A 22,551-nucleotide genomic window follows, 5' to 3' on the forward strand; every position below is an offset into this window, starting at 1 on the left:
GGGCGCGGGCCTGGTATTTCGTGTGCGAGGTCGCACCGCACAATACGGAAGCGGTGGCGTGTAGTTGTGTGGCGCGGTCTTTTTGGATGCCGTGTGCCTGCAGCTGGGCAGGCGTGTGTCCGGCCGCTGCGGCGACGAAGTCGAAACCGCAACGGTCGAACATGGCGAGTGCATCCAAATCTGTCATGCACCCGAGGATAAACCACGCTTACCTGCACAAACAAGCAATTGTGAGAATGAACCCAATATCAGCCCGAAACGGAACCAACGACCCAAAAGCTGCGTCTAATAAGGGTTAGGCGTTTTAGCGTCGAGAAGCAAAAGGCCCCTTGTTCGCCTGTGGCGAACACGGGACTACCGGCGGCGTACGCGCGTTAGAGTAGATGAAAACTCACGATTAGAAGGGGCAACCATGTTTGAGAGGTTCACGGACCGAGCACGGCGCGTTATCGTGCTTGCGCAGGAAGAGGCGCGCGAGCTCAACCACAATTACATGGGTACTGAGCACATCCTGCTCGGCCTGATTAAAGAAGGCGAGGGTGTCGCCGCCAAGGCGCTCGAGTCCATGGGCATCAACCTGGACGACGTGCGCCGCGAGGTTATCGACATTATTGGCCACGGCTCGCAACCCGTCTCCGGGCACATCCCGTTTACCCCGCGCGCCAAGAAGGTGCTTGAGCTTTCGCTGCGCGAAGGCCTGCAGATGGGGCACAAGTACATCGGCACCGAGTTCCTCCTCCTCGGGCTTATCCGCGAGGGCGAGGGTGTCGCCGCGCAGGTGCTGACCAAACTTGGGGCCGATTTGCCGACGGTGCGCCAAACCGTCATCCAGCTGCTCTCCGGCTACGAGGGCGGCGATAGCCAGAACCCGGAGACCCCGCAGGCAGGACCCGGTGCCGTCGCCCCCGGGCCCGGACCGCGCGGCGGTGGCCAGCAGGGCGAGCGCTCTAACTCGCTCGTGCTCGACCAGTTCGGCCGCAACCTCACCGCCGCCGCAAAGGAAGGCAAGCTGGACCCAGTCGTGGGGCGCGACAAGGAGATCGAGCGCATCATGCAGGTGCTCTCGCGCCGCACGAAGAACAACCCGGTGCTCATCGGCGAGCCCGGTGTGGGTAAGACCGCCGTGGTGGAGGGCCTCGCGCTCGACATCGCCAACGGCAAGGTGCCCGAGACCCTGAAGGACAAGCAGGTCTACTCGCTCGACCTGGGCTCCCTGGTTGCGGGCTCCCGCTACCGCGGTGACTTTGAGGAGCGCCTGAAGAAGGTGCTGAAAGAGATCAACCAGCGCGGCGACATCATCTTGTTCATCGACGAGATCCACACGCTCGTCGGCGCGGGTGCTGCTGAGGGTGCGATCGATGCGGCGTCGCTGCTTAAGCCGAAACTTGCCCGCGGCGAGCTGCAGACCATCGGCGCGACCACGCTGGACGAGTACCGCAAGCACATCGAGAAGGATGCTGCGCTCGAGCGCCGCTTCCAGCCGGTGCAGGTCGACGAGCCGAGCATCGAGGACACCATCCAGATCCTCAAGGGCCTGCGCGACCGCTACGAGGCGCACCACCGCGTCTCCTACACCGACGACGCGCTCAAGGCCGCCGCGAACCTCTCGGACCGCTACATCAACGACCGCTTCCTGCCGGATAAGGCCGTCGACCTGCTCGACGAGGCCGGCGCGCGCATGCGCATCAAGCGCATGACCGCCCCGGAGGAACTGCGCGAGGTGGATGATCGCATCGCGGAGGTCCGCAAGGAGAAGGAAGCGGCGATTGACGCCCAGGACTTCGAGAAGGCCGCCGGCCTGCGCGACACCGAGCGCAAGCTGGGCGAGGAGCGCGCGGAGAAGGAAAAGAAGTGGCGCTCCGACGACCTCGAGGACATCGCCGAGGTGGGCGAGGACCAGATCGCGGACGTGCTGGCACACTGGACCGGCATCCCCGTGTTCAAGCTCACCGAGTCCGAGTCTTCGCGCCTGCTGAACATGGAGTCCGAGCTGCACAAGCGCATCATCGGCCAGGACGAAGCCGTCAAGGCCGTCTCCCGCTCGATCCGCCGCACCCGCGCCGGCCTGAAAGACCCGAAGCGCCCCTCCGGCTCCTTCATCTTCGCCGGCCCGTCCGGTGTGGGTAAGACCGAGCTGTCGAAGGCGCTCGCGGAGTTCCTCTTCGGCGACGACGATTCGCTGATCCAGGTCGACATGGGCGAGTTCCACGACCGCTTCACCGCCTCCCGCCTCTTCGGCGCGCCTCCGGGCTACGTCGGCTACGAGGAGGGCGGCCAACTCACGGAGAAGGTGCGTCGCAAGCCGTTCTCGGTCGTGCTTTTCGACGAGATCGAGAAGGCGCACAAGGAGATCTACAACACGCTGCTCCAGGTGCTCGAAGAGGGCCACGTCACCGACGGCCAGGGCCGCGTCGTGGACTTCAAGAACACGGTGCTCATCTTCACGTCCAACCTGGGTACCGGCGACATCTCGAAGCCGGTCGGCCTGGGCTTTACGGGCAACACCGAAACGGACGCCGAGGCGCAGTACGACCGCATGAAGGGCAAGGTTCACGACGAGCTGAAGAAGCACTTCCGGCCTGAGTTCCTCAACCGCATCGACGAGATTGTGGTCTTCCGCCAGCTCACGCAGGAAGAGATCGTGCAGATGGTCGACCTGCTCATCGGCCGCGTCGACCTCAACCTCGCGGCCCAAGACATGGGCATCGAGCTTAGCGACGCCGCGAAGAACCTCCTGGCCAAGCGCGGGTTCGACCCCGTGCTCGGCGCGCGACCGCTGCGCCGCACCATCCAGCGCGAGGTCGAGGACGTGCTGTCGGAGAAGATCCTCTTCGGTGAGATCGGCGCCGGCGAGATCATCACCGTCGACGTCGATGGCGATGTCGAGGGCGACGAGAAGAACGCGAAGTTCACCTTCACGCCGCGCCCGCGCCCGCTGCCGGCCGACACCTTTGACACCGGTGACGGGGCAGAGGACGAGGCCGAAGAGGTCCGCGAGATCGACCCGGCCAAGGAGCAGCCGGAGTCCGAGGCCTCGCAGTTCCCGGACGAGGCGCCCGAGAACCCGGAGCCGAATGACAAGGGCAACGGCCCCGAACCGGTGTAAATGGCCGCTTAGGTAAACATCCGCCCGACTGCGGGCCAGAACCCCGGCGCAAGCACCGGCACGAGCGCGGCGATCACAGCGAGGATCGCCACCACGGTCGTGACCGCGACTTGCCCGGGGTTTACCTGCTTTCCGGGCATGTACGTGGCCAGCCACTCGAGCGCGTCGCCGTAGTTGAACAGCAGGGGTGCCGCATGCCCGGCGGCCGGGATGTTGCTGATCGGATACGAGCTCGCCCGAGCGAGTGCGTCTGCTTCCTTGAAGTCGGGCGCGATCAGCGAGGACAGCGGGTTGCTCACCGTGCCGTGCAGCTCGACGATCTCGCGGGTCACATCGGAGCCGTGCGCCTCGTAGTCCTTGGCCAGCTGGATGGCTTGGGGCGCGGGCACGAGGTCGTCGTCGGGGTTGGTCATGACCATGATTGGCATAGAGACGCCTACCTGGCCGAGTTTGTTGTGGTTGAGGGTGCGGGTGAAGCGTTCGTCTTCCACAGCAAGCTCGGCAAGCGTGCGACCTCCGGTGAGGATGTCGCCGTGGGGGATGGGGGCGTCGGTGATGCAGTGGTGCTCGAGGGCGGCGAGCCAGCGGTGGCCTTCCTCGGTGAGGTACTCGTCGAGCGCGTCGCGGAACTCGGGGTAGGTGGAGGCGTAGCTGACTGTTGCGTAGCCGACGACGGTGTCGAGCATGCCTGCGGTGCCCTGCTGCATCACGGCGAGCGGGTCGGCGGGTGGGGCACCGGCGAAGGTGGCGCGCACGTCGAGCTCGGGCGCGTAGTCGGCGACGAGTTCGGCGGCGGCTGCGGCCGCGCCCCCGCCTTGGGAGTAGCCCCAAAACGCGATGGCTTCGTTGTCTTTGGCGGTGGCGCGGGCGGCGTCGATAAGCGCGTGGCCCTGCTCGATGCGGTTGAGGTAGGTGTGGGTTCCGGGGGTGCCCAGCCCGATGTAGTCGGTGACGACGACGCGGTAGCCGGCGCGCGTGAGCTGGCCGACCAGGGGTGCTTCGTAGTTGATGCCGATGGAGTCGCCCTCGATCGAGGAGAGCATCGCCGCGCCTGCCGACGGGGCGCAGTGGTCGGCCATGCCGCGGGTGCCGGGCGCGAGCGCGATGAGCCCGCGCGCGTGCGGCGTGTCGTAGAGGGCGCCGCTGACCTCGACGGTCTCGCCGGCCTCGTTGGTGCTGGTGTAGCGGATGCGCTCGCCATCGCTCGCGGGCACTGCGGTTTTGCTGAGGAGGGCGCCGGGTGCCTCGCTTGCCGACGCCGGTGGCGTGAGCGCGAGCACGACGGCGAGGGTGGTCGCGCACAGGAAGGTTGGTTTCATACCTTGTGATGCTAGGCCAACCTAGGCCAACCTAGGCCAACATTGTGAGGCTGGCGGCCATTAATCCCATTCCGCCCATCATCCAGTAGACGGAGACGTGGTGGTGACCGGTCTGGATCGCGCTGGGCATGAGCTTGTCCACGCTGATAAACACCATGATGCCGGCGACCGCCGCATACGAAAGGCCCATGGTCTGCGGTCCGAGGAAGGGCGCGATCAGGGCGAAGCCGACGAGCGCGCCGGCCGGCTCGGCGAGCCCGGAGAGCGTGGCCCAGCCGGCGGCGCGCCAGCGGTTGCCGGTCGCGCGCGACAGTGGCACGGCCACGGCCACGCCTTCCGGGATGTTGTGCAGCGCAATCGCCAGCGCGATCGGCGCGGCGAGCACGGGGTCGGTGTAGGCAGCCATGAAGGTGGCGAAGCCCTCGGGAAAGTTGTGCAGCGCGATCGCGACGCCGGTCATCAGTCCCGCTCGCCGCAGAAACGCCGCCGAGGTGCCCGGCTCGTGTGGGTTGATGTCGTCGGGGACCAGCCTGTCGATCACGGCGATGAGTACGACGCCTGCGAAGAAGGCGGCGATGGCGAACCAGTCGTTGCCCAACGCATCCATCCCCTGCGGCAGCAGCTCGACGAGCGAGATGTAGATCATCACCCCGGCCGAGAAGCCGAGCGAGCCGGCGAGGAAGTGGTCCCCGATTTCGCCCTTGAGCGCCACGATGACGCCGCCGAGGCCGGTGGAGAGCCCGGCCAGCAGCGTGATCGCCAGCGCAGTCGTGAACATGAGGTGAGTATAGCCCTAGCTGGGCAGCCGGAACCTGCCGTCGGCGTCTTGCACGGCGAGGCCGTCTTCGAGCAGGGAAAACAGGGCGCGGTGGGTTTGGGCGGGGTGGGGCCAGGTGGCGTCGATAAGCGATTGCTCGACGGGAGCGGTGGCCTCGCGCAGCACCCGCATGATCTTGCCGCGGACTTGCCGGTCGGTGCCCGCGAATTTCTGCGTGCGCGGGGCGAAATCGGCTGGTGGCTGACCGGCGGCGAGCCACGCGCAGTCCACCACGGGGCACTCGCCGCACTTCGGCGCGCGCGAGGTGCACACGAGCGCCCCGAGCTCCATCAGCGCGACCGAAAGCACCGGCCCGTGCGGGATTTCGGTGAGTTCGCGCTTGCTCGGCCGCACCTGGGCGACGCCGCGGACCGCGCGGGCGTGCACTCGCCGCACGTTCGTGTCCACCACCGGCACATCCTGGCCGAAGGCGAAATTCGCCACCGCGCGCGCCGTGTAATCGCCGATGCCGGGCAGCGCGAGCAGCGCGTCCACGTCGGCCGGCACCTCGCCGCCATGCTTCTCGACGATCACCCGCGCGCACTCCAACAACCGCAAGGCGCGCCGCGGGTAGCCGAGACTGCCCCAGGCGCGCAGCACCTCGTCGGCCCCGGCCTGGGCAAAGGCGCGCGGGGTGGGCCAGCGCGCAATCCACTCCCGCCAGATCGGGGCGACGCGCTCGACCTGGGTCTGGTGGCTCATCACCTCGGAGAGCAGCACACCCCAGGGGGTCGTGCCTGCCTTGCGCCACGGCAGGTCGCGCGCGTTGCGCTCGTACCACGAGACCACTTGCTCATATTGCTTCGAAACATCCACGATGAGTGACAGAATAAACACATGACTGAACACGCAACACTTGACCCGTCCACCCCCACCGAAGTGTGGGCTGCGCTCAAAGAGGGCAACGAGCGCTTCGCCACCGAGCAAACGCTCGCCCCGCACCGCGACTCCGCGCGCCGCCGCGCGCTCACCGCTGGTCAGAACCCCTTCGCCGCCGTCATCGCCTGCTCCGACTCGCGCGTGCCGGTCGAGCTGCTTCTCGACGCCGGGCTCGGCGACATCTTCGTCATCCGCAACGCCGGCGGCTGCATCGACTCCTCCGTGAGTGGTTCGGTGGAGTTCGCGGTCGAAGACCTGGGCGTTTCCCTTGTGCTCTTCCTTTCCCACGAGCGCTGCGGCGCGATCGGCGCGGCGATCCAGGGCGTGAACAGCGCGGCGCTGCCGACCAACCTCACGCGCGTGTTCGTGGAGAAGATCGCGCCGTCGGTGATCAGCGCCCAGGCGAACGGTCCGGTCGATAGCGCGGAGATCGAGCGCACGCACGCGAAGGTGACCGCCGAGCACCTCATCGACCGCATCCCCGCGCTGCGCAAGGGCATCGAAGCGGGCACCGTCGGGATGGTTGGTGCGCGTTACCGGCTCGAAGACGGCCGCGTCGAGACCGTCTACGAGAACTTCGGTGGCTAAAGTAAAGGCATGACACACCAGCGCCCCACCGAACCGCGCCGCCGCACACAGCCCCCGCGGCGGCGGAAGCACGCCCCGGAGATCTACATGCGACGCCGCGTTCTCGCCCTGGTGTTGCTGCTTGTCGTGGTGGCGCTCATCATCTGGGGCATGGTCGCCTTTGCCAAGGCCGTGGGTGGCTCCGGTAAAGACGAGGGCACACCCGAGAACTCGGAGACCGTGGCGACCGCCACCGAGGACGCGCCGGTAACAGAGCCGACCGTGCCCGAGCCGAGCGACGGGCCCGCCTCGCCGTCCTCGTCCGCCCCGCCAAGCGAGGAGACTCAACAGGAGGAGACCTCCACTGTCGCGGCACCGGAGAATCCCCGCGAGTGCTCGCTGAAGGACTTGCGCATCACGGCCATGACGAACCAGCCGTCGTACCCCGCAGGCACCGAACCGGTGCTCTACATGGAGGTGGAAAACCCCACCGAGGTGGATTGCGTGATCGACCTGGAGGCATCGCCGCTGCGATTCGAGGTCTACGCCATGGGCACCAACGACCGCATCTGGTCTGACACGGACTGCAACGAGCCGATGCTCACCGGCACCGAGACCTTCGAGCCGGGCGCCACCCGCGGCTTTGAGGCGCGCTGGTCTGCCACCAACTCCGCGCCCGATGCCTGCGAGAACCGCGCCCCGGTGCCGGCGGGCTCCTACTTCCTGCACGCCGTGATCGGGGATAACGCCTCCGACCCGGTGCCCTTCAACATCACTTAGCGGGACACGGCGGCAATCGCCTGGGCGAGCGTTGCCGCCTCGGTGACGGCCATCCCGTCCACATCAGCGTCTGCGCCGGCCGGCACGATGGCGCGCTCGTAGCCTAAGCGCGCGGCCTCCTGCAGCCGGCGGTGCAGGTTGGGCACGCGGCGCAGCTCGCCGGCGAGCCCGACCTCGCCGATGACCACGGTTTTCGCGGGCAGCGGTGTTTCGTGCAGGCTCGACCAGGTGGCCAGCGCGACCGCGAGGTCCGTCGCAGTCTCGGTGATTCGCACACCGCCGACGGTGGCTACATAGGCGTCCTTGTCGTTGGTGCGCTGCCCGCAGCGGGCCTGCAGCACCGCCAGCACCATGGGCACGCGGTTGAAATCGAGGCCGGTGACCACGCGCCGCGGGCTCTTGTTGACCGGGTCGACCGTGAGTGATTGCACCTCAGCGAGGATGGGGCGCACCCCGTCCATCGCCACGGTGACTGCGGAGCCGTCGGGCGTGTTGCCGCGGTGCGAGAGGAAGAGCCCGGAGGGGTCCGGCACCTCGCGGATGCCCTCGGCGGTTTGCTCGAAGCAGCCGACCTCGTCGGTCGCGCCGAAGCGGTTCTTGATCCCGCGCAGCATGCGCAGTGAGGAGTGGCGGTCGCCCTCGAAGTTCAACACGACGTCCACGAGGTGTTCGAGTACGCGCGGACCGGCGACGTTGCCGTCCTTGGTCACGTGGCCGACCAGCAGTACCGGCATGTTGGTCGTCTTTGCCAGGGTGGTCAGCGCGGCGGTCACGGCGCGGGATTGCGCGACCCCGCCGGCGACGCCCTCGACACCGCTGGCCTGCATCGTCTGCACGGAGTCGACGATGAGCAGCGAAGGCTTGATCTCCTTAACGTGGCCGAAGACGACGTCGAGGTTGGATTCCGCCGCCAAATACAGGCTGTCCTTCAGTGCGCCGGTGCGCTCGGCCCGGCTGCGGACCTGCCCGGCGGATTCCTCCGCGGTGCAGTACAGCGCTTTGCGCCCCTGCTCGGCCCAGCGGGAGGCGACCTCGAGCAGGAGGGTGGATTTGCCCACCCCCGGCTCGCCCGCCATGAGGACGACGGAGCCGGGGACGACGCCATTGCCGAGCACCCGATCGAGTTCGGAGATGCCGGAGGCGATGGTGTGGGTAGACGCGGCGTCGATAAGCGTGATGGGCTGCGCGCTCGACGCGGGAGTCAGTGGAGCCGAAGGGCCTGGTGCGCTTTCCTGCAGGGTCCCCCACGACCCGCATTCGGGGCAGCGCCCGAGCCACTTCGGCGATGAGTATCCGCACTCTGAGCAGGTGTGGATACTGCGCGGCTTCTTAGCGATCTGCTTCGCGCTCCGTCTGGCCGGACTTCAGCACCGGCGCGGCCACGGTGGCATCCACCTCGAGCGAAGCGCCGTCGAACTGGAACTTCACCGGGACAACGCCGCCGTAGGCGAAGTCCTGGTTCTCAATCGAGGAGGTGACGTACTGGATGGAGCCGTCCTTGGACTTCGGCATGTTCTTCAGGCCCTCTGCGGAGTCTGCCACCAGCGAACCGTTGTAGGGGATCGGGCGGGCGTTGCCCAGCTTGGCCGGGGTGCCGTCGACGGTGACGGACTCGAGCACGTGGTCCTTCATGCTGCGATCCTGGTTGGTCACGGTGAACTTGACCGCAGCCTTGCCATCCTCAGCGAGGATGACGGTGGCGTCCTGCACCGAGAGCTCCTGACCCTCGGTGAAAGCGGTGGCACCGTCGACCGCAGCGACCTGGTCCGAGGTCTGGGTGATCTGGCCGGCGGAGCAGCCAGCAAGTGCCAGTGCGGAGGCGACTGCGACGGCGGCGAGCGGCTTCAGGGACTTCACGTGGGTGTCCTCCATCGTTGTATATAGAGCGCGTAGTTTTCTCCGCTTTACCTTAGCCGTAGCTGGTGTGGTTTTCCCAGTTTCCTTGGCCGTCCGGGGACGCTGCAGGCCAATCGGGGGTAAACTTTGGTTGCGGTTTTTGAAGGTTGTGTGGTGGGCCGGCCGGGCGTGGCGCGAGTAAGCAAATGCGAAAACGCTACGGTGGTAGGGTTGGGCAACGATGACTGAAGGAGCTTCAATGGAATTCAAGGTCGGCGAAGTAGTGGTCTACCCGCACCACGGTGCGGCGAAGATCGCGGACATCGAGCAGCGGGAGATTGGCGGGGAAACCCTCGACTACCTGGTGCTGCAAATCCTCCAATCCGACCTGGAGGTCCGTGTGCCGGTGAAGAACACGGAGCTTGTCGGCGTGCGCGACGTGGTCAACGAGGAGGGGCTGCAGAAGGTCTTCTCCGTGCTGCGTGAAGAGGATGTCGAGGAGGCCGGCAACTGGTCGCGGCGTTACAAGGCGAACCAGGAGCGCTTAGCATCCGGCGACATTAATAAGGTTGCCGAAGTGGTGCGCGACCTGTGGCGCCGTGACCAGGGCAAGGGCCTGTCCGCGGGTGAGAAGCGCATGCTGGGCAAGGCGCGCCACATCCTCGTCGGCGAGCTGGCGCTGGCCGAGCCGGTGGACGAGAAGAAGGTCGAAGAGATGGAGGGGTCCATCCGCAAGATCATCGACGAGCAGGTCAAGGCCGGGATTTCGATCGCACCGGAGCCGACCGGCGACGATGAGGACGACCTTGACATGGAGGATCTCTCCTTCGACGACGAGAAGTAGCCGTGTCTCGCAGGGTTGTCGCCGTCGTCGCGGCCGCAGGCCAGGGCACGCGCCTGGGCGCGGATGTGCCGAAGGCGTACGTGCCGTTACGCGGCCGTAGCCTGCTCGAGCGCTCGGTCACCGCGATGGAGACCGCCGAGATCGTCGACGCAATCTACGTCGTGGTCAGCCCCGCGATGGAGCCTGTTGCCCGCCGCGCTTTACAAGGTCACGAGGTCGCCTTCGTCCACGGCGGTGCCGAGCGCGCCGACTCCATCTTCGCGGCGCTCAAGGCCATCCCGCTTGCCGACGCCTGCGTGCTCGTCCACGACGCCGCCCGCGCTTTGACCCCGCCGGGCATGATCGCGCGGGTGGCCCGCGCGGTTCTCGACGGTGCGCCCGCGGTCGTGCCGGTGCTGCCGGTCGCCGACACCGTCAAGGAAGTATCGGCAGACGGTGCGGTGGTCGCGACCCCGGACCGCTCGCGCCTACGCGCGGTGCAGACGCCGCAGGGCTTTGACCTGCGCGAGCTGCGGTCGGCGAACGAGGCCTACTTCGCGGGCGAGCAGGATTTCGTCGCCACCGATGATGCCTCGCTGATGGAGTGGTACGGCGCAAAGGTCGCGACCGTGCAGGGGGATCCGATGGCCTTTAAGATCACGACGCCGATCGATTTGCGCCTGGCCACCAGCATCACGAACGAGGCGGAGCCGACGATCTTCGAGGTCCCGGGGAACTAGCGCAGGTAGTCTGGCGGTCATGACACAGAAGATGACCGCGCTGCGCGTAGGAACTGCCTTTGATGCCCACCAGATCCAGGAGGGCAAGCCGTGCTGGATCGCGGGCTTGCTCCACGAGGGGGCCCACGGGTGCGAGGGGCACTCGGACGGGGACGTCGTCTCGCACGCGGTGGTGGACGCGGTGTTGTCCGCGGCTGGGTTGGGCGATCTGGGCTCGTTCGTTGGCGTGGGGCGCCCGGAGTACGACGGGGTGAAAGGTACCCAGCTGCTCGAGGAGCTGCGCGAGTTGTTGCAGCGCGAGGGCGTGCGCGTGGTCAACGTCTCCGCCCAGCTGATCGGGCAGACCCCGAAGATGGGGCCGGTGCGGAGTGAGGCCGAGCAGGTCTTGACCGAGGCGTTGGGCGCGCCGGTGTCGGTGTCGGCGACCACCACGGACCACATGGGCTTTACCGGCGCGGGCGAGGGGAGGGCTGCGATTGCGACGGCGCTGGTTGAACTAGACTAGCGGGCGTGACTCAACGCATCTTTGATACCAAAACCCGCACGCTGCAAGACTTTAGTCCCCTGCGCGAGGGGCACGTGTCCATCTACCTGTGTGGTGCGACGCCGCAGTCCGCGCCGCACATCGGGCACTTGCGCTCTGGCGTGGCGTTCGACATTGTGCGTCGCTGGTTTTTGGCCAAGGGGCAGGACGTGGCGTTCGTGCGCAACGTCACCGATATTGATGACAAGATTTTGCGCAAGGCCGCCGAGCACAATCGCCCCTGGTGGGAGTGGGTGTCTACCTACGAGCGTGAGTTCACCCGCGCCTACGACACGCTCGGCGTGCTGCCGCCGTCGGTGGAGCCGCGGGCGACGGGGCATGTGACCCAGATGGTCGACTATATGCAGCGCTTGATGGATCGCGGCTTTGCCTACGCGGCCGAGGGCTCCGTCTACTTCGACGTCGACGCCTGGGTTGCCGCCGACGGTTCCGATTACGGTTCGCTTTCCGGCAACCGTCCGGAGGACATGGCGCGCGGGGACGTGGGCACTGGCAAGCGCGGCCCGCTTGATTTTGCGCTGTGGAAGGCGGCGAAGCCGGGCGAGCCGAGCTGGCCGACTCCGTGGGGCGATGGCCGGCCGGGCTGGCACCTGGAGTGCTCGGCCATGTCCACCTGGTACCTGGGGTCTGAGTTTGACATCCACGGCGGCGGGCTTGACCTGCAGTTCCCGCACCACGAGAACGAGCAGGCGCAGTCCCACGGCGCGGGCGACGGTTTCGCCCACTACTGGATGCACAACCACTGGGTGACCATGGCGGGCGAGAAGATGTCGAAGTCGCTGGGCAACGTGCTCTCGATTGACAACATGCTCGAGTCGGTCCGCCCGGTGGAGCTGCGCTACTACCTGGGCAGCGCGCATTACCGCAGTGTGCTGGAGTACTCGCCGGAGGCCCTGCAGGAGGCCGCCGCGGGGTACCGCCGCATCGAGGACTTCGTGCGTCGCGCCGGTACGCCGGAGCCGTCGACCTGGACTGCCGCATTCGAGCAAGCGCTTGACGACGACTTCGCAGTCCCCAAAGCCCTCGCCGAAATCCACAACACGGTGCGGGCGGGCAACAGCGCGCTTGTTTCCGGCGATATGGCGAAGGCCACCGAGCTGGCTTCGCAGGTGCGCGCGATGGCTGGCGTGTTGGGCGTGGACCCGGGCGCGTGGGACAATGGCGCAGCTGGCGGCGAGGCTGACCGGGCGCACCACGCGCTGGATACGTTGGTGCAGGCGGAGCTTGCTCGCCGCACCGAGGCTCGCGCGAACAAGGACTGGGCGGTTGCCGACGAGGTGCGCGACCGGCTCGCCGCAGCAGGCATCGAGGTCACCGACACTGCGGACGGCCCGACCTGGCAGATCAAGGAGTAGGAGACGAGATGGCAAAGCCGTATCAGCGTCCGGATAAGCAGAAGACGCACAAGAAGGGGGCCACGAAGGGCTCCGGTGGGCAGCGCCGCCGCGGCCTCCGCGGGAAGGGCGCGACCCCGAAGGCGGAGGATCGTGTCTACCACGCAGCGCACAAGCGGAAGCAGGCGCGTGAGCGCCGCAATCAGGGCCGCCACGAGCGTGAGCTTGCGGACATGGTGGTGGGTCGCAACCCGGTCATCGAGTGCCTGCACGCCAAGGTCCCTGCCGAGGCGCTGTACGTGGCGCAGGGCACGGGCCACGACGATCGCTTAAGCGAGGCGGTTGCCATTGCTCAGTCGCGCGGCATCCCGGTGTCCGAGGTGCAAAAGCGCACCCTGGACGAGATGACCGGCAACGGCATGCACCAGGGCATCGGTTTGAAGATCCAGCCGTACAAGTACGCCGACGTCTTCGACCTGATGAGCAAGGTCGAGGGCAACGGCATGTTCGTGGTGCTGGACAACATCACCGACCCGCGCAACCTGGGTGCGGTGATCCGCTCGGCGGCCGCGTTCGGCGGCGATGGCGTGATTATCCCCGAGCGCCGCTCCGCCCAGGTCACGGGCGTGGCCTGGCGCACTTCTGCCGGTACTGCGGCGCGGCTTCCGGTGGCGAAGGCGACCAACCTCACCCGCACGATCAAGCAGTTCAAAGACAACGGTTACATGGTCGTCGGCCTTGATGCGGGCGGCGAGCACACGCTGGATACGTTCGACGGCGCGTGCGACCCGGTGGTCATCGTCGTTGGTTCGGAGGGCAAGGGTATTTCCCGCCTGGTGCGCGAGAACTGCGACGTGATCATGTCGATCCCTACCGAGGCCTGGGTGGAGTCGCTCAATGCATCGGTGGCAGCGGGCGTGGTGCTCAGCGAGTTCGCCCGTCAGCGCCGCGCGGCGAAGTAGTGGTTGGGGAGGAATCCACTACCCTGGGGAGTAATCGTTCAGCCCGCCTTGGGAGCAATTCTCAAGTGTGGGCTGGATCTTTATCTTTGGCTACGCCCCGGCTCCCGTAATCCGACGCGCCTGCCACGCCCCGATGCCGCGGCAGACCACGTAGATCCCGAAAGAGACGAACGCGACCAGCACGCTGACGGGTAGCCCGGGCGCGAGCGAGAGCACGAAGCCGCCGACGGCCGCGACTTCGGCGAAGAGCACCGATAGCAGCACCGCGAGCTTCGGGTTGGCGGTCACAGCGACGGCGCTCGCGCCGGGCGTGATCAATAGCGCCATGACCAGCAGCACGCCGACGATCTGCACGCTGTTGGCCGCGGCCAGGCCGACCAGAACGGCGAACACGGTCGCCATGGTACGCACCCGCACGCCGGTTGCTGCGGCCATCACCGGGTCGATCGAGGAAAACAGCAGCGGCCGCCACAGTGCGATCACCGCGGCAACCACCACGACGGTGGTGATCGCGAGTGCCCACACGCTTGTCTGCGCTACGCCTACCACCTGCCCCGTGAGCAGCGACATCGCGATGCTGGAGTTGCCCGGGTAGAGGTAGATGCACAGCACGGAAATGCCCATGCCGAAGCTCATCACCACGCCGACGGCGGAGTCGTTGCCGCCTTTGAATCCCAAAAGGGCGAGCGCAATCGCGGCGGCGATGGAGCCGGCCACCGCGCCGAGGGAGACGTTGAACCCGATGAGCAGGGCGGCGGCGGCCCCCATGAGCGCGAGCTCGGAGGTCGCGTGCACAGCAAAGGACATCTGCCGCATCACGATGAGCGGGGCGAGCACCCCGGAGAGCATGCCGAGCAGCGCGCAGGCCACCAGCGAGGTGAGCACGAAGTCCTGCGAGAGCAGGTACACGGTGGTGTCCCACATCAGATGATCACCGTCTTTCCGCCGGCGCGGACGACCTGGACGGGCGCGCCGTAGAGCTCGGAGAGCACGTCGGATTGTAAGACCTCGTCGGCGGTGCCGAGGACGTGGCCGCCGGGCGCGATGTAGAGGACTTTGTCCACGACGTCGATGACGGGGTCGATGGAGTGGGTGACCATGGCCACCGCCGCCCCTGACTTCCTGAAGCGGGCGATGGTGTGGCGCTGGCGGGCCACGTCGAGGGACAGGAAGGGCTCATCGGCCAGGATGAGTTCGGGGTTTTGCGCAAACGCCTGGGTTTGACGCACGAGTTGTTGTTGGCCGCCGGAGAGGCGGCCGACGTGGGCGTCGATAAGCGAGGAGGCCCCGACGTAGTCGAGCAAGTTCTCGGGCTCGCCCCCGGCGAGCGCAACGAGGTCGCGCACGCGCGCCGGGAGGTGGGCGGGGAACATCTGCTGCTGCGGGATGTAGCCCACGCGGCCGCCGAGCGTGACTGTGCCGGAGTCGAGCCGCTGCATGCCGAGCGCGGCGCGAAGCAGCGTTGACTTGCCGGAGCCGTTGGGCCCGAGGATGGCGAGGAACTCGCCGGGGTGAAGGTCGCAGGTGATGTCGCGCCACAGCGGCGCGATCGTGGCGCTACGCAGCTGCAGCATTGAGTTGGTCAAGGATCTCCTGGAAGTAGTCGAAGAAGTTGGTGCCGCCCTGCGGGGTCTCGGTGATGTCGACGACCGGCACGCCGGCCTCCTTTGCCGCGGCGACAAGCCGCTCGGAGACGGCGTTGGGGGACTGGGAGTTGTTGATCAGGATGTCGGCGTCCTTGACGGCCTCGAGCGCCTCGGCGACGGCGGCCGCGGAAGGCTCAGAGTGGTTCAGCGTTGCGTGGCGGTAGGACTCCGGGGTGGCGTCGTGAAGTGCGGATTCCTCTACGATCGCGTCGGCGATCGGGTGGGTCTGGACGACCTTTGCCTCCGGCAGCGCGGCCAGGGACGCATCGATGCCGGCGAGTTTCTCGTCGAGCGAGTCGCCGCCGAGCTGGCTTGCGACGTCGCGGATGGCCTCGGTGGAGTACCAGATGTGCTCGTTTTCCTCGCCGTGCTCGTGCTCATGCTCGCCGTGCTCATGCTCGCCGTGCTCATGATCGTGCTCGTGGTCGTGCGCCTCGGCCGGCGGCAGGGCGGTGACCAGCGTTCCTTTCGCTGCCGAGTAGAGGGCCGCGTCGTAGGCGCCGCCGTTGGCCACCACGGTTGCGGCCTCGGCGATTTTGGCCAGGTCGGCGGCGGTGGGCTCGTACTCGTGGGGGTCGGTCGACGGATTGTCGATGATCGCTTCGACCTCGTTGCCGGTGGCGGCCGAGGCGACGTCGGCCCAGACCTGGGTGGTGGCGACCATCGCGCCGTCGCCAGTTTCGCCGCTGCCTTGAGCGGCGTTCTGCTCAGCGTCCTGCGCGCCGCAGGCGGTGAGGGTGAGTGCGAAGGCAACTGCTGCGATCCGTTTTAGCATGCTGCCCATCAAACCACTAATGGAAACGATTTTCAAAACAATGGGCGGGTACTATAGCGGCATGCCCGCGACGCTCGCCTCCATCGCCGCCGACCTCGGCATCTCCCGCACGACGGTCTCGAATGCGTATAACCACCCGGATCAGCTCTCGCCGGCTCTGCGTCGACGCATCCTCTCCTACGCCGAGGCGCGTGGCTACACCGGGCCGAACCCGCACGCGCGCTCGCTGCGCACCCAGCGCACCGCGGCGCTCGGGGTGGTGCTCACGGAGCACTTGAGCTTCGCCTTCGAGGACCGTGCCTCGGTCGACTTCCTCGCTGGCGTGGCGGACTCCAGCGAGTACGCGCTCACCCTCATTCCTACCGGGGTGAGCGTGCGCGACGCGATTGTCGACGGCGTCATTGTCTACTCCGTGCCCGAAGGCGCGCACATGCTTCTCGACGCCCAGTCGCGCAACCTCCCCCTTATCATCTGCGACCAGCCCACGGGCGTTGCCGGCGTGCCGTACGTGGGCATCGACGACGCGAAAGCGATCGCCCCTGCGGCCGAGGCGCTTGTCGCCGCCGGGCACAGACGTATCGGGATCTTGGCGAAGCGCCTGTTTAGCACCCCCACCAACGGGTTCGTCGCGCCCACGGACATCGACGCCGCCGACCTGCACGTCCAGCGCGCCCGCATCCGCGGCGCGCTCGACGTCTTCACCGCCGCTGGCATCACGGCGGTACCCGTGGTCACGCGCGATCAGAACGATTTGGCCGCGGCTACCGACGGCGCGCGTGAACTGCTCGAGACCCACCCGGAACTTACGGCTGTGCTGTGTACGACTGACTCCATGGCGCTCGGTGTGATCGAGTACTGCCGCGGCCGTCGAGCCATCCCCGAGGAGCTGTCGGTGACCGGCTTCGACGGCATCGGCGTGCCGGGGCTGACCACGGTTGTACAACCCAATCGCCGCAAAGGGGAGGTCGCGGCGATGCTCGTGCGTTCGCTGATCGAGGGCCGCCCGCAGCGACGCGAGCGTACGCTGCTGCCTACGACCTTCCTGCAAGGTACGAGCGTCGCTCCCGCGCCAGCTGGCTAAGCAGCTGCGCCATCGCGGACACATCGTCGACGCAGTAGCGCGCGCGGCTTTCCTGCGCGCCCACCTTCACGCCGACATCCGGGCCCTGGTCAAGCACGTCCATAGCAGTTTCGTCCGTGGTGTCATCGCCCGCGAACAACGTGGCGGCAAACTCCTGCTTGCGCTGGGCAAGCCACGTTCCCTTCGTCACGTCGACAGCGGAGAACTCCACCACGTTGTGCCCGGGCGTCACGGGGTGCGCGCCGGTGTCCAAGGCGAGCGCGTCGGCCAAGAGCTGTTGCGCGAGATGCGGGTCTGAAGCGGCGAGTGGGGCGACGTGCAGCACGCGCTGATACGGCTTTTCCTCCACGTAAGCGGGCGGGGTGGCGATGCGCTCAAGCGCGCGCCCGATGCGCTCGAGGTAGGCGGCGTCGGCCGGCGAGAGCGTCGGGCCTGGCTCGGCGCCGTGGGAGCCGACGCGCACCAGCCCTGCAAGCTCCGGCGTGGCGGGGAGGACCTTGGCAAGGCCGTCGAGGTGGCGACCGCTCAGGACAACAACCTCGGTCGCCTCAAGGCGGAGCAGGCTCGCAATCGCCGCGAGCGCTTCCGGGTTCGGGCGCACCGCGTAGGCGTCGGTGTTGAGCTCGGCGAGCGTGCCGTCGAAATCGAGGCAGACGAGAAGCGACTCCGCGCGGGCGAGGGTGGCGATGGCGCTGTCGAGCGAACTCATAGCGACATCAGCCGCACGCTCGGCGGATTGACCGCGTCTTCCGTGGAGGTCCACACGAGCTCGGTGTCGGTGAGCTGCTCGGTGCGGAACTGCGCGCCGGGAACGAGGATGCTGGTCAGCTGCTCGTGGACGTGGCGGGCTCCGCCCTCGCAGTCGCCCGCGTCGCCGACCTCCACCTCGTCGATGGTGAAGGTGTCGTCCTCAGTGGTGATCGTTGCTTTTAAGGGCGCGCAGGCGGTGTCGCCGTCGAGTTCGCTTTCGCTGATGCGGAAGTGGGCCAGCCCCGCGGCGTCGGCAAGCAGGGCCCCGGGCTCGGCGGGATCCGTATGGACGGCGACGATCTGCCAGTCGGGTGCGGCCCCGCACGCGGCGAGCGGCAGGGCGAGTGCGAGGGCGAGGGCGCGGACGGGTTTCATAGGGCCTCCAAGAACGACGCCGCCCAGGCGTCAACATCGTGCGTGGTCACCCACTCGTACATGGCGCGCATGCGCTGCGGGTCGGGGTGGGCGGCGGACTGCATCGCGCGGACGATTGAGTCCACCTCGAAAGGATTGCACAGGTAGGCCTCGTGCAGCTCCACCGCAGCGCCCGCGAACTCGGAGAGCACGAGCGCGCCGCTGCCGTCCGGGTGGCAGGCCACGTACTCCTTTGCCACCAAGTTCATCCCGTCTTTAAACGGCGTGACCAGCATGATGTCGGCTGCCGCGTAGAAACTGCCCAGCTCCTCTTTGGCCACCCCGTGGTGGACGTAGTGGATCACCGGGCGGCCGATCCGGCCGAAGCGTCCGTTGATGCGGCCGACTGCCGCCTCGACCTCGCGCCGGGTTTTCCGGTAGTGCTCGATGCGCTCGCGCGAAGGGGTGGCCAGCTGGATCAGCGTGGCATCGACGCCGGACTCGAGCAATTGCTCGAAGGCGAGCAGGCGTTGCAAGATGCCCTTGGTGTAGTCCATCCGGTCCACGCCCAGCATGAGCAGCTCCGGGTCGCCGACGGCCTCGCGCACCCGCGCGGGATCGCCAGGAGTGATTGCCTTGGGGTCGATGGAGATGGGGAACGTCCCGGTGCGAACGCTCGCGTCGGCGGGCAGCAGCCCGCGGAAGTTCTGCTCGTCGGTGCCGCGCTGGAAGCCGATCAGATCGCACGCCTCAAGCGAGCTGAGGATCTCCTCGCGCCACGGCAGCTGCCGAAACAAATCGGGGGAGGGGAAGGGAATATGCAGGAAAAATCCCACTTTGAGGTCGGGGCGCCGCTTTCGCAAAAGCCCCGGTACCAGCTGCAGCTGGTAGTCCTGCACCCACACTGTCGCGCCGTGCGCCGCCTGCTTTTCGACGCTCAACGCAAAGCGCTCGTTCACCGCCACGTAACGCTCCCACCACGTCTGGTCGTACTGCGGGGCGACGATCAGATCGTGGTAAAGCGGCCACAGCGTGGAGTTGGAAAAGCCCTCGTAGAAGTCGGTGTAATCCGTCTCATCGAGGGCGACGGGGACAAGCTCAATCCCGCCTGCGCTGAAGGGGGCAAGCGAGGTATTCGTCTCGCCGGGCCAGCCGACCCAGCAGCCGCCGCGGGCACGCAGCACCGGCGCGAGCGCGGCAACCAGCCCACCCGGGGAGGCCTGCCAACGCTCCCCGACACGGTCGACGGGGAGACGGTTGGCCACCACCACAAAGTCGTACACGCTTAGGACTTCTTCGCGGTCTTCTTCTTGGTGGCTTTCTTCTTCGTCGCCTTTTTCTTCGTGGCCTTCTTCTTGGTGGCTTTCTTCTTCGAAGCCTTCTTCTTCGTCGCCTTCTTCTTGGAGGCCTTCTTCTTAGTCGCCTTCTTCTTCGTGGAAGAGCTGGAGGTGTCTTCGTCCTCGTCGCCCAGGATCTCCTCGGCGTACTTCTTGTAGTTGAAGCCCTTCGGCTCCACTCCCAGCATGGACATCAGGGTGACCCCGTCGAAGAAGTCCTCGGCGTACGTTGCCACGATTCGCCGGGCGCCGGAAGCGGTCTGCTCCTCCATCTCATTGATGGCCTCTGGCGAGGGGCGGGAGTCGGTGATCTTCGGTGGCACTACGGGTTCCTCCTTGAATAAGACACAATCTCAACCGGCGATTCTACGCCAAAGCTAGTGGCGGCGGCGCCTCGGCCGCCGGGCAGCCGCCTCCGCGCGGCGAATCTGCTGGAAAGTCAGGCGTCCGGCACGCTTAAACGCGCGGTACGGGATGTAGAGCTCCGGGGCGCGGATCCGGCGCGCAACCCACTCGCCGAAGATCACGCCGCCGGCCAGCGCCATACAGGTGCCGATCGCCGTGAAGATGTTGGACAAGCCCACCACCATCTGCTCGTTGAGCACCGCGTAGAGTCCGCGGTAGATGCCGGAGCCCGGCAGAAAAGGAGTCACGCCGGCGACGGCGGTGATCACCGGGTTGATCAGCAGGCTACGAGAGATCAAACCACCGGCCAGACCGATGACGATTGCGCAGGCCGTGGTCGCCAGGAATGCGTCCGTGCCCAGCGGGATGAGGAAGACGTAGTAGATCATGGAGCCGGCGGCGGCCGTGAGCCCGGAAACGATGACGGCCTGGCGCTCCGCAAAACAGGTCACCGCGAACGACGCCGAGGCCAGCGCGCCACCGAGGATGCGCCAGCCCGCGCTGCTCAAGGAGGGCTTGCCCAGCATTGTCTCGAGCGGTGGTAGGCCGACGCCGAGGCTTTCCGCCACGTACAGGCCGATCGCGACGCCGGCGACGATGCCGCCCGAGGACAACATGGTCTGGAAGAAGCGGGAGGCGGCGGTGACGGGGGAGCCCGTGATGCCGTCGAAAAGCGATTGCACCAGCGTCAAACCGGCGAGCAGCACGATGATGCCCGAGGCGATGACCTGGCTCGGCACGATGGTGTGCCCGATAGACGCGGAGAGGTCGTAGAACAGCGCCGCCGGGATTGTGGCGAGGAAGCCGCCGAGGACGCAGTGGTAGAAGTACGGCAGCGAGTTGTGCGACAGGACTTTGTTAAAGCCCATGATGAGGAACGCGGTGAGCCCGCCGACCAGTGCCATGAGCAAGTCTCCGCCCAAAAGGATCGACACCGAGGCGCCCATCACCGTCCAGCCGGCGAGGTTGCGGGCGTTGCGGTGCGGGATCGGCTCGTTTTCGATTTCGTCGAGGATTTTCTCCGCAACCTCCGGGCGGGTTGCGCCCGCGCGGATGGAGCGCATGAGCCGGTCGGCTTCCTGCAGCTTGCGGTAGTTCTCGCTCATCATCGTGACCACGCGGAAGACGTTGACCGGGGTGCGCCGCTCGATGCCGATGATGGTGTTCATCGTGATGGTGTTGACCGTGATGTCCACGTGGCAGTAGTGCAGGCCGTAGGAGGAAATGACGGTGCGGATCTGCGCGATCGCGTCCGAAGACGTCGTGCCGTTGGCGATGAGGATCTCGCCGATGCGCGCGCCGATGTTCATCACGGCGGCCACCTGCGTGGGATCCGTCAGATCGACAGGGGCGAGGACCGAAGGGGGCGGGGAGGTGCGCGCCGCGTCAATCGTCGCGACGTGGCTGCGCGACCCCCGCATCCGCTGCCAGAGCTGCTCTACTTTCGTCACAGCCGAAACACTATCTCGTGGCGCTATTTCGCGCACGTATGGGGCAATGTGTAGAATTTGTGGGCACTGCTGGAGTGGCGCAATCGGTAGCGCAACGCACTTGTAATGCGTAGGTTGCGAGTTCAAGTCTCGTCTCCAGCTCGGCATGAAAACCCCTCACCCTCGTGGTGAGGGGTTTCGTGTGTGCGGCCTCGGCTTCATTGGCATTACCCCCGCTATTACTTGTCGCCCCCAAGACAACGTTCAGCAAACGTACAGTGGTGGGGAGTTAAATGGGCACTTGCTGTTCACACAAAAAGGAGTAGAAGACATGGCTGATACAAACCAGGGCATCAAGGTCCTAGTGGTTGATGATGAACCGAATATCGTCGAGCTGATTACCGTTTCCCTGAAATTCCAGGGCTTTGAGGTAGAAAGCGCGAACTCCGGGCAGGAGGCGCTGAGCATCGCCCGCGAGTACCGCCCGGACGCTTACATTCTCGACGTGATGATGCCGGGCATGGACGGCTTCGAGCTGCTGGGCAAGCTGCGCCAGGAAGGCCTCGACGGTCCGGTGCTCTTCCTTACCGCCAAGGATGCGGTGGAGGACCGCATCCACGGCCTGACGATCGGCGCCGACGATTACGTCACGAAGCCCTTTTCCCTCGAGGAAGTCATCACCCGCTTGCGCGTGATCCTGCGCCGCGGCAACGTCACCGACGACGAGGACCAGGACGGCACCATCCGTTACGCCGACCTGACGCTCAACGACGAGACGCACGAGGTGACCAAGGCCGGAGAGATCATCGACCTTTCGCCGACCGAGTTCAACCTGCTGCGCTACCTCATGCTCAACGCCGAGGTCGTGCTGTCCAAGGCGAAGATTTTGGACAACGTGTGGCACTACGACTTCGGCGGCGACGGCAACGTCGTTGAGTCCTACATCTCCTACCTGCGCCGCAAAATCGACACCGGCGATGTGCCGCTGATCCAGACCGTCCGCGGTGTGGGTTACGTGCTGCGCACCCCGCGTCAGTAGTCGCCGCTGTAGAGACGTGAAAGGTCT

At 66.6% G+C, this 22,551-nt stretch carries 24 protein-coding genes and 1 tRNA gene; 11 read left to right on the top strand and 14 right to left on the bottom strand.

Annotated features, from left to right (window positions below; translation table 11 throughout):
• Window positions 1-187, bottom strand: a 187-nt coding sequence (locus M3G14_RS10130) for a hypothetical protein (protein WP_259926408.1), incomplete at its 3' end; no start/stop codon positions are given.
• 225 nt (window positions 188-412) lie between these two features.
• Between M3G14_RS10130 and M3G14_RS10135 the strand changes: the two genes are divergently transcribed.
• The gene (locus M3G14_RS10135) at window positions 413-3,106 is read left to right on the top strand and encodes an ATP-dependent Clp protease ATP-binding subunit (protein WP_259926409.1); all 2,694 of its coding nucleotides are present in this window, start codon (window positions 413-415) and stop codon (window positions 3,104-3,106) included.
• Window positions 3,107-3,114: 8 nt separating this feature from the next.
• On the opposite strand, the gene M3G14_RS10140 is transcribed toward M3G14_RS10135, so the two are convergent.
• From M3G14_RS10140 to M3G14_RS10150, 3 genes are read right to left on the bottom strand one after another with little or no spacing between them, the layout of a single operon-like run.
• Window positions 3,115-4,425 (bottom strand): lipase family protein, encoded by a 1,311-nt coding sequence (locus tag M3G14_RS10140; RefSeq protein ID WP_259926410.1) that lies wholly within the window; start codon window positions 4,423-4,425, stop codon window positions 3,115-3,117.
• Between the two features lie 31 nt (window positions 4,426-4,456).
• Entirely contained in the window at window positions 4,457-5,203 is a 747-nt protein-coding gene (gene zupT / locus M3G14_RS10145) for a zinc transporter ZupT (RefSeq protein WP_259926411.1), read from the bottom strand.
• A gap of 15 nt (window positions 5,204-5,218) precedes the next feature.
• Window positions 5,219-6,058, bottom strand: coding sequence for an A/G-specific adenine glycosylase (locus M3G14_RS10150; RefSeq protein WP_259926412.1), 840 nt, complete (start codon window positions 6,056-6,058; stop codon window positions 5,219-5,221).
• Between the two features lie 21 nt (window positions 6,059-6,079).
• Here M3G14_RS10150 and M3G14_RS10155 point away from each other — a divergent pair, with 21 nt between their 5' ends.
• Window positions 6,080-6,709, top strand: coding sequence for a carbonic anhydrase (locus M3G14_RS10155; RefSeq protein WP_259926413.1), 630 nt, complete (start codon window positions 6,080-6,082; stop codon window positions 6,707-6,709).
• Window positions 6,710-6,718: 9 nt separating this feature from the next.
• Entirely contained in the window at window positions 6,719-7,468 is a 750-nt protein-coding gene (locus M3G14_RS10160; RefSeq protein ID WP_259926414.1) for a hypothetical protein, read from the top strand.
• Here the strand turns inward: M3G14_RS10160 and radA are convergent.
• Together radA and M3G14_RS10170 are read right to left on the bottom strand one after the other, a co-directional pair.
• Window positions 7,465-8,805: a DNA repair protein RadA gene (gene radA / locus M3G14_RS10165; protein WP_259926468.1), complete on the bottom strand. Its 1,341-nt coding sequence runs from the start codon at window positions 8,803-8,805 to the stop codon at window positions 7,465-7,467. The two genes, M3G14_RS10160 and radA, sit on opposite strands and share 4 nt — an antisense overlap.
• Entirely contained in the window at window positions 8,798-9,340 is a 543-nt protein-coding gene (locus M3G14_RS10170; RefSeq protein WP_259926415.1) for a hypothetical protein, read from the bottom strand. The genes radA and M3G14_RS10170 overlap by 8 nt, the downstream gene beginning before the upstream one ends.
• Before the next feature lie 223 nt (window positions 9,341-9,563).
• Between M3G14_RS10170 and M3G14_RS10175 the strand changes: the two genes are divergently transcribed.
• The 5 genes from M3G14_RS10175 to rlmB are packed head-to-tail and all read left to right on the top strand — an operon-like array spanning window position 9,564 to window position 13,707.
• The gene (locus M3G14_RS10175) at window positions 9,564-10,148 is read left to right on the top strand and encodes a CarD family transcriptional regulator (RefSeq protein ID WP_259926416.1); all 585 of its coding nucleotides are present in this window, start codon (window positions 9,564-9,566) and stop codon (window positions 10,146-10,148) included.
• 2 nt (window positions 10,149-10,150) lie between these two features.
• The gene (gene ispD / locus M3G14_RS10180; RefSeq protein WP_259926417.1) at window positions 10,151-10,867 is read left to right on the top strand and encodes a 2-C-methyl-D-erythritol 4-phosphate cytidylyltransferase; all 717 of its coding nucleotides are present in this window, start codon (window positions 10,151-10,153) and stop codon (window positions 10,865-10,867) included.
• 19 nt (window positions 10,868-10,886) lie between these two features.
• Window positions 10,887-11,372: a 2-C-methyl-D-erythritol 2,4-cyclodiphosphate synthase gene (gene ispF, locus M3G14_RS10185; RefSeq protein ID WP_259926418.1), complete on the top strand. Its 486-nt coding sequence runs from the start codon at window positions 10,887-10,889 to the stop codon at window positions 11,370-11,372.
• A gap of 5 nt (window positions 11,373-11,377) precedes the next feature.
• Window positions 11,378-12,766 carry a cysteine--tRNA ligase gene (cysS, locus tag M3G14_RS10190; RefSeq protein ID WP_259926419.1) on the top strand — a complete coding sequence of 463 codons (1,389 nt, stop codon included), beginning with the start codon at window positions 11,378-11,380 and terminating at the stop codon, window positions 12,764-12,766.
• Window positions 12,767-12,774: 8 nt separating this feature from the next.
• Complete coding sequence (rlmB, locus tag M3G14_RS10195; protein WP_259926421.1) at window positions 12,775-13,707, top strand: 23S rRNA (guanosine(2251)-2'-O)-methyltransferase RlmB; 933 nt, start codon at window positions 12,775-12,777, stop codon at window positions 13,705-13,707.
• Between the two features lie 90 nt (window positions 13,708-13,797).
• Here the strand turns inward: rlmB and M3G14_RS10200 are convergent, their stop codons facing one another.
• The 3 genes from M3G14_RS10200 to M3G14_RS10210 are packed head-to-tail and all read right to left on the bottom strand — an operon-like array spanning window position 13,798 to window position 16,128.
• Window positions 13,798-14,631 carry a metal ABC transporter permease gene (locus M3G14_RS10200; RefSeq protein WP_259926422.1) on the bottom strand — a complete coding sequence of 278 codons (834 nt, stop codon included), beginning with the start codon at window positions 14,629-14,631 and terminating at the stop codon, window positions 13,798-13,800.
• On the bottom strand, window positions 14,631-15,281 hold the full coding sequence (locus M3G14_RS10205; RefSeq protein ID WP_259926469.1) for a metal ABC transporter ATP-binding protein: 651 nt from the start codon (window positions 15,279-15,281) through the stop codon (window positions 14,631-14,633). The genes M3G14_RS10200 and M3G14_RS10205 overlap by 1 nt, the downstream gene beginning before the upstream one ends.
• Complete coding sequence (locus tag M3G14_RS10210; protein WP_259926423.1) at window positions 15,265-16,128, bottom strand: metal ABC transporter solute-binding protein, Zn/Mn family; 864 nt, start codon at window positions 16,126-16,128, stop codon at window positions 15,265-15,267. The genes M3G14_RS10205 and M3G14_RS10210 overlap by 17 nt, the downstream gene beginning before the upstream one ends.
• 61 nt (window positions 16,129-16,189) lie before the next feature.
• On the opposite strand from M3G14_RS10210, the gene M3G14_RS10215 reads away from it, so the two are divergent.
• Complete coding sequence (locus M3G14_RS10215) at window positions 16,190-17,209, top strand: LacI family DNA-binding transcriptional regulator (RefSeq protein WP_259926424.1); 1,020 nt, start codon at window positions 16,190-16,192, stop codon at window positions 17,207-17,209.
• Here the strand turns inward: M3G14_RS10215 and M3G14_RS10220 are convergent.
• The 5 genes from M3G14_RS10220 to M3G14_RS10240 are packed head-to-tail and all read right to left on the bottom strand — an operon-like array spanning window position 17,160 to window position 21,476.
• On the bottom strand, window positions 17,160-17,918 hold the full coding sequence (locus tag M3G14_RS10220; RefSeq protein WP_259926425.1) for a trehalose-phosphatase: 759 nt from the start codon (window positions 17,916-17,918) through the stop codon (window positions 17,160-17,162). The two genes, M3G14_RS10215 and M3G14_RS10220, sit on opposite strands and share 50 nt — an antisense overlap.
• Complete coding sequence (locus M3G14_RS10225) at window positions 17,915-18,334, bottom strand: hypothetical protein (protein WP_259926426.1); 420 nt, start codon at window positions 18,332-18,334, stop codon at window positions 17,915-17,917. The genes M3G14_RS10220 and M3G14_RS10225 overlap by 4 nt, the downstream gene beginning before the upstream one ends.
• On the bottom strand, window positions 18,331-19,596 hold the full coding sequence (locus M3G14_RS10230; protein WP_259926427.1) for a trehalose-6-phosphate synthase: 1,266 nt from the start codon (window positions 19,594-19,596) through the stop codon (window positions 18,331-18,333). The genes M3G14_RS10225 and M3G14_RS10230 overlap by 4 nt, the downstream gene beginning before the upstream one ends.
• A gap of 2 nt (window positions 19,597-19,598) precedes the next feature.
• Window positions 19,599-19,973, bottom strand: coding sequence for a hypothetical protein (locus tag M3G14_RS10235; RefSeq protein ID WP_259926428.1), 375 nt, complete (start codon window positions 19,971-19,973; stop codon window positions 19,599-19,601).
• Window positions 19,974-20,027: 54 nt separating this feature from the next.
• Window positions 20,028-21,476: a threonine/serine exporter ThrE gene (locus M3G14_RS10240; RefSeq protein ID WP_259926470.1), complete on the bottom strand. Its 1,449-nt coding sequence runs from the start codon at window positions 21,474-21,476 to the stop codon at window positions 20,028-20,030.
• Window positions 21,477-21,574: 98 nt separating this feature from the next.
• On the opposite strand from M3G14_RS10240, the gene M3G14_RS10245 reads away from it, so the two are divergent.
• Together M3G14_RS10245 and M3G14_RS10250 are read left to right on the top strand one after the other, a co-directional pair.
• Window positions 21,575-21,647: transfer RNA gene (locus M3G14_RS10245), tRNA-Thr, on the top strand.
• A gap of 169 nt (window positions 21,648-21,816) precedes the next feature.
• Window positions 21,817-22,524 (top strand): response regulator transcription factor, encoded by a 708-nt coding sequence (locus M3G14_RS10250; protein WP_259926429.1) that lies wholly within the window; start codon window positions 21,817-21,819, stop codon window positions 22,522-22,524.
• Window positions 22,525-22,551 lie beyond the last annotated feature (27 nt).

It is taken from the genome of Corynebacterium sp. p3-SID1056, assembly GCF_025152525.1.
GTDB lineage: Bacteria > Actinomycetota > Actinomycetes > Mycobacteriales > Mycobacteriaceae > Corynebacterium.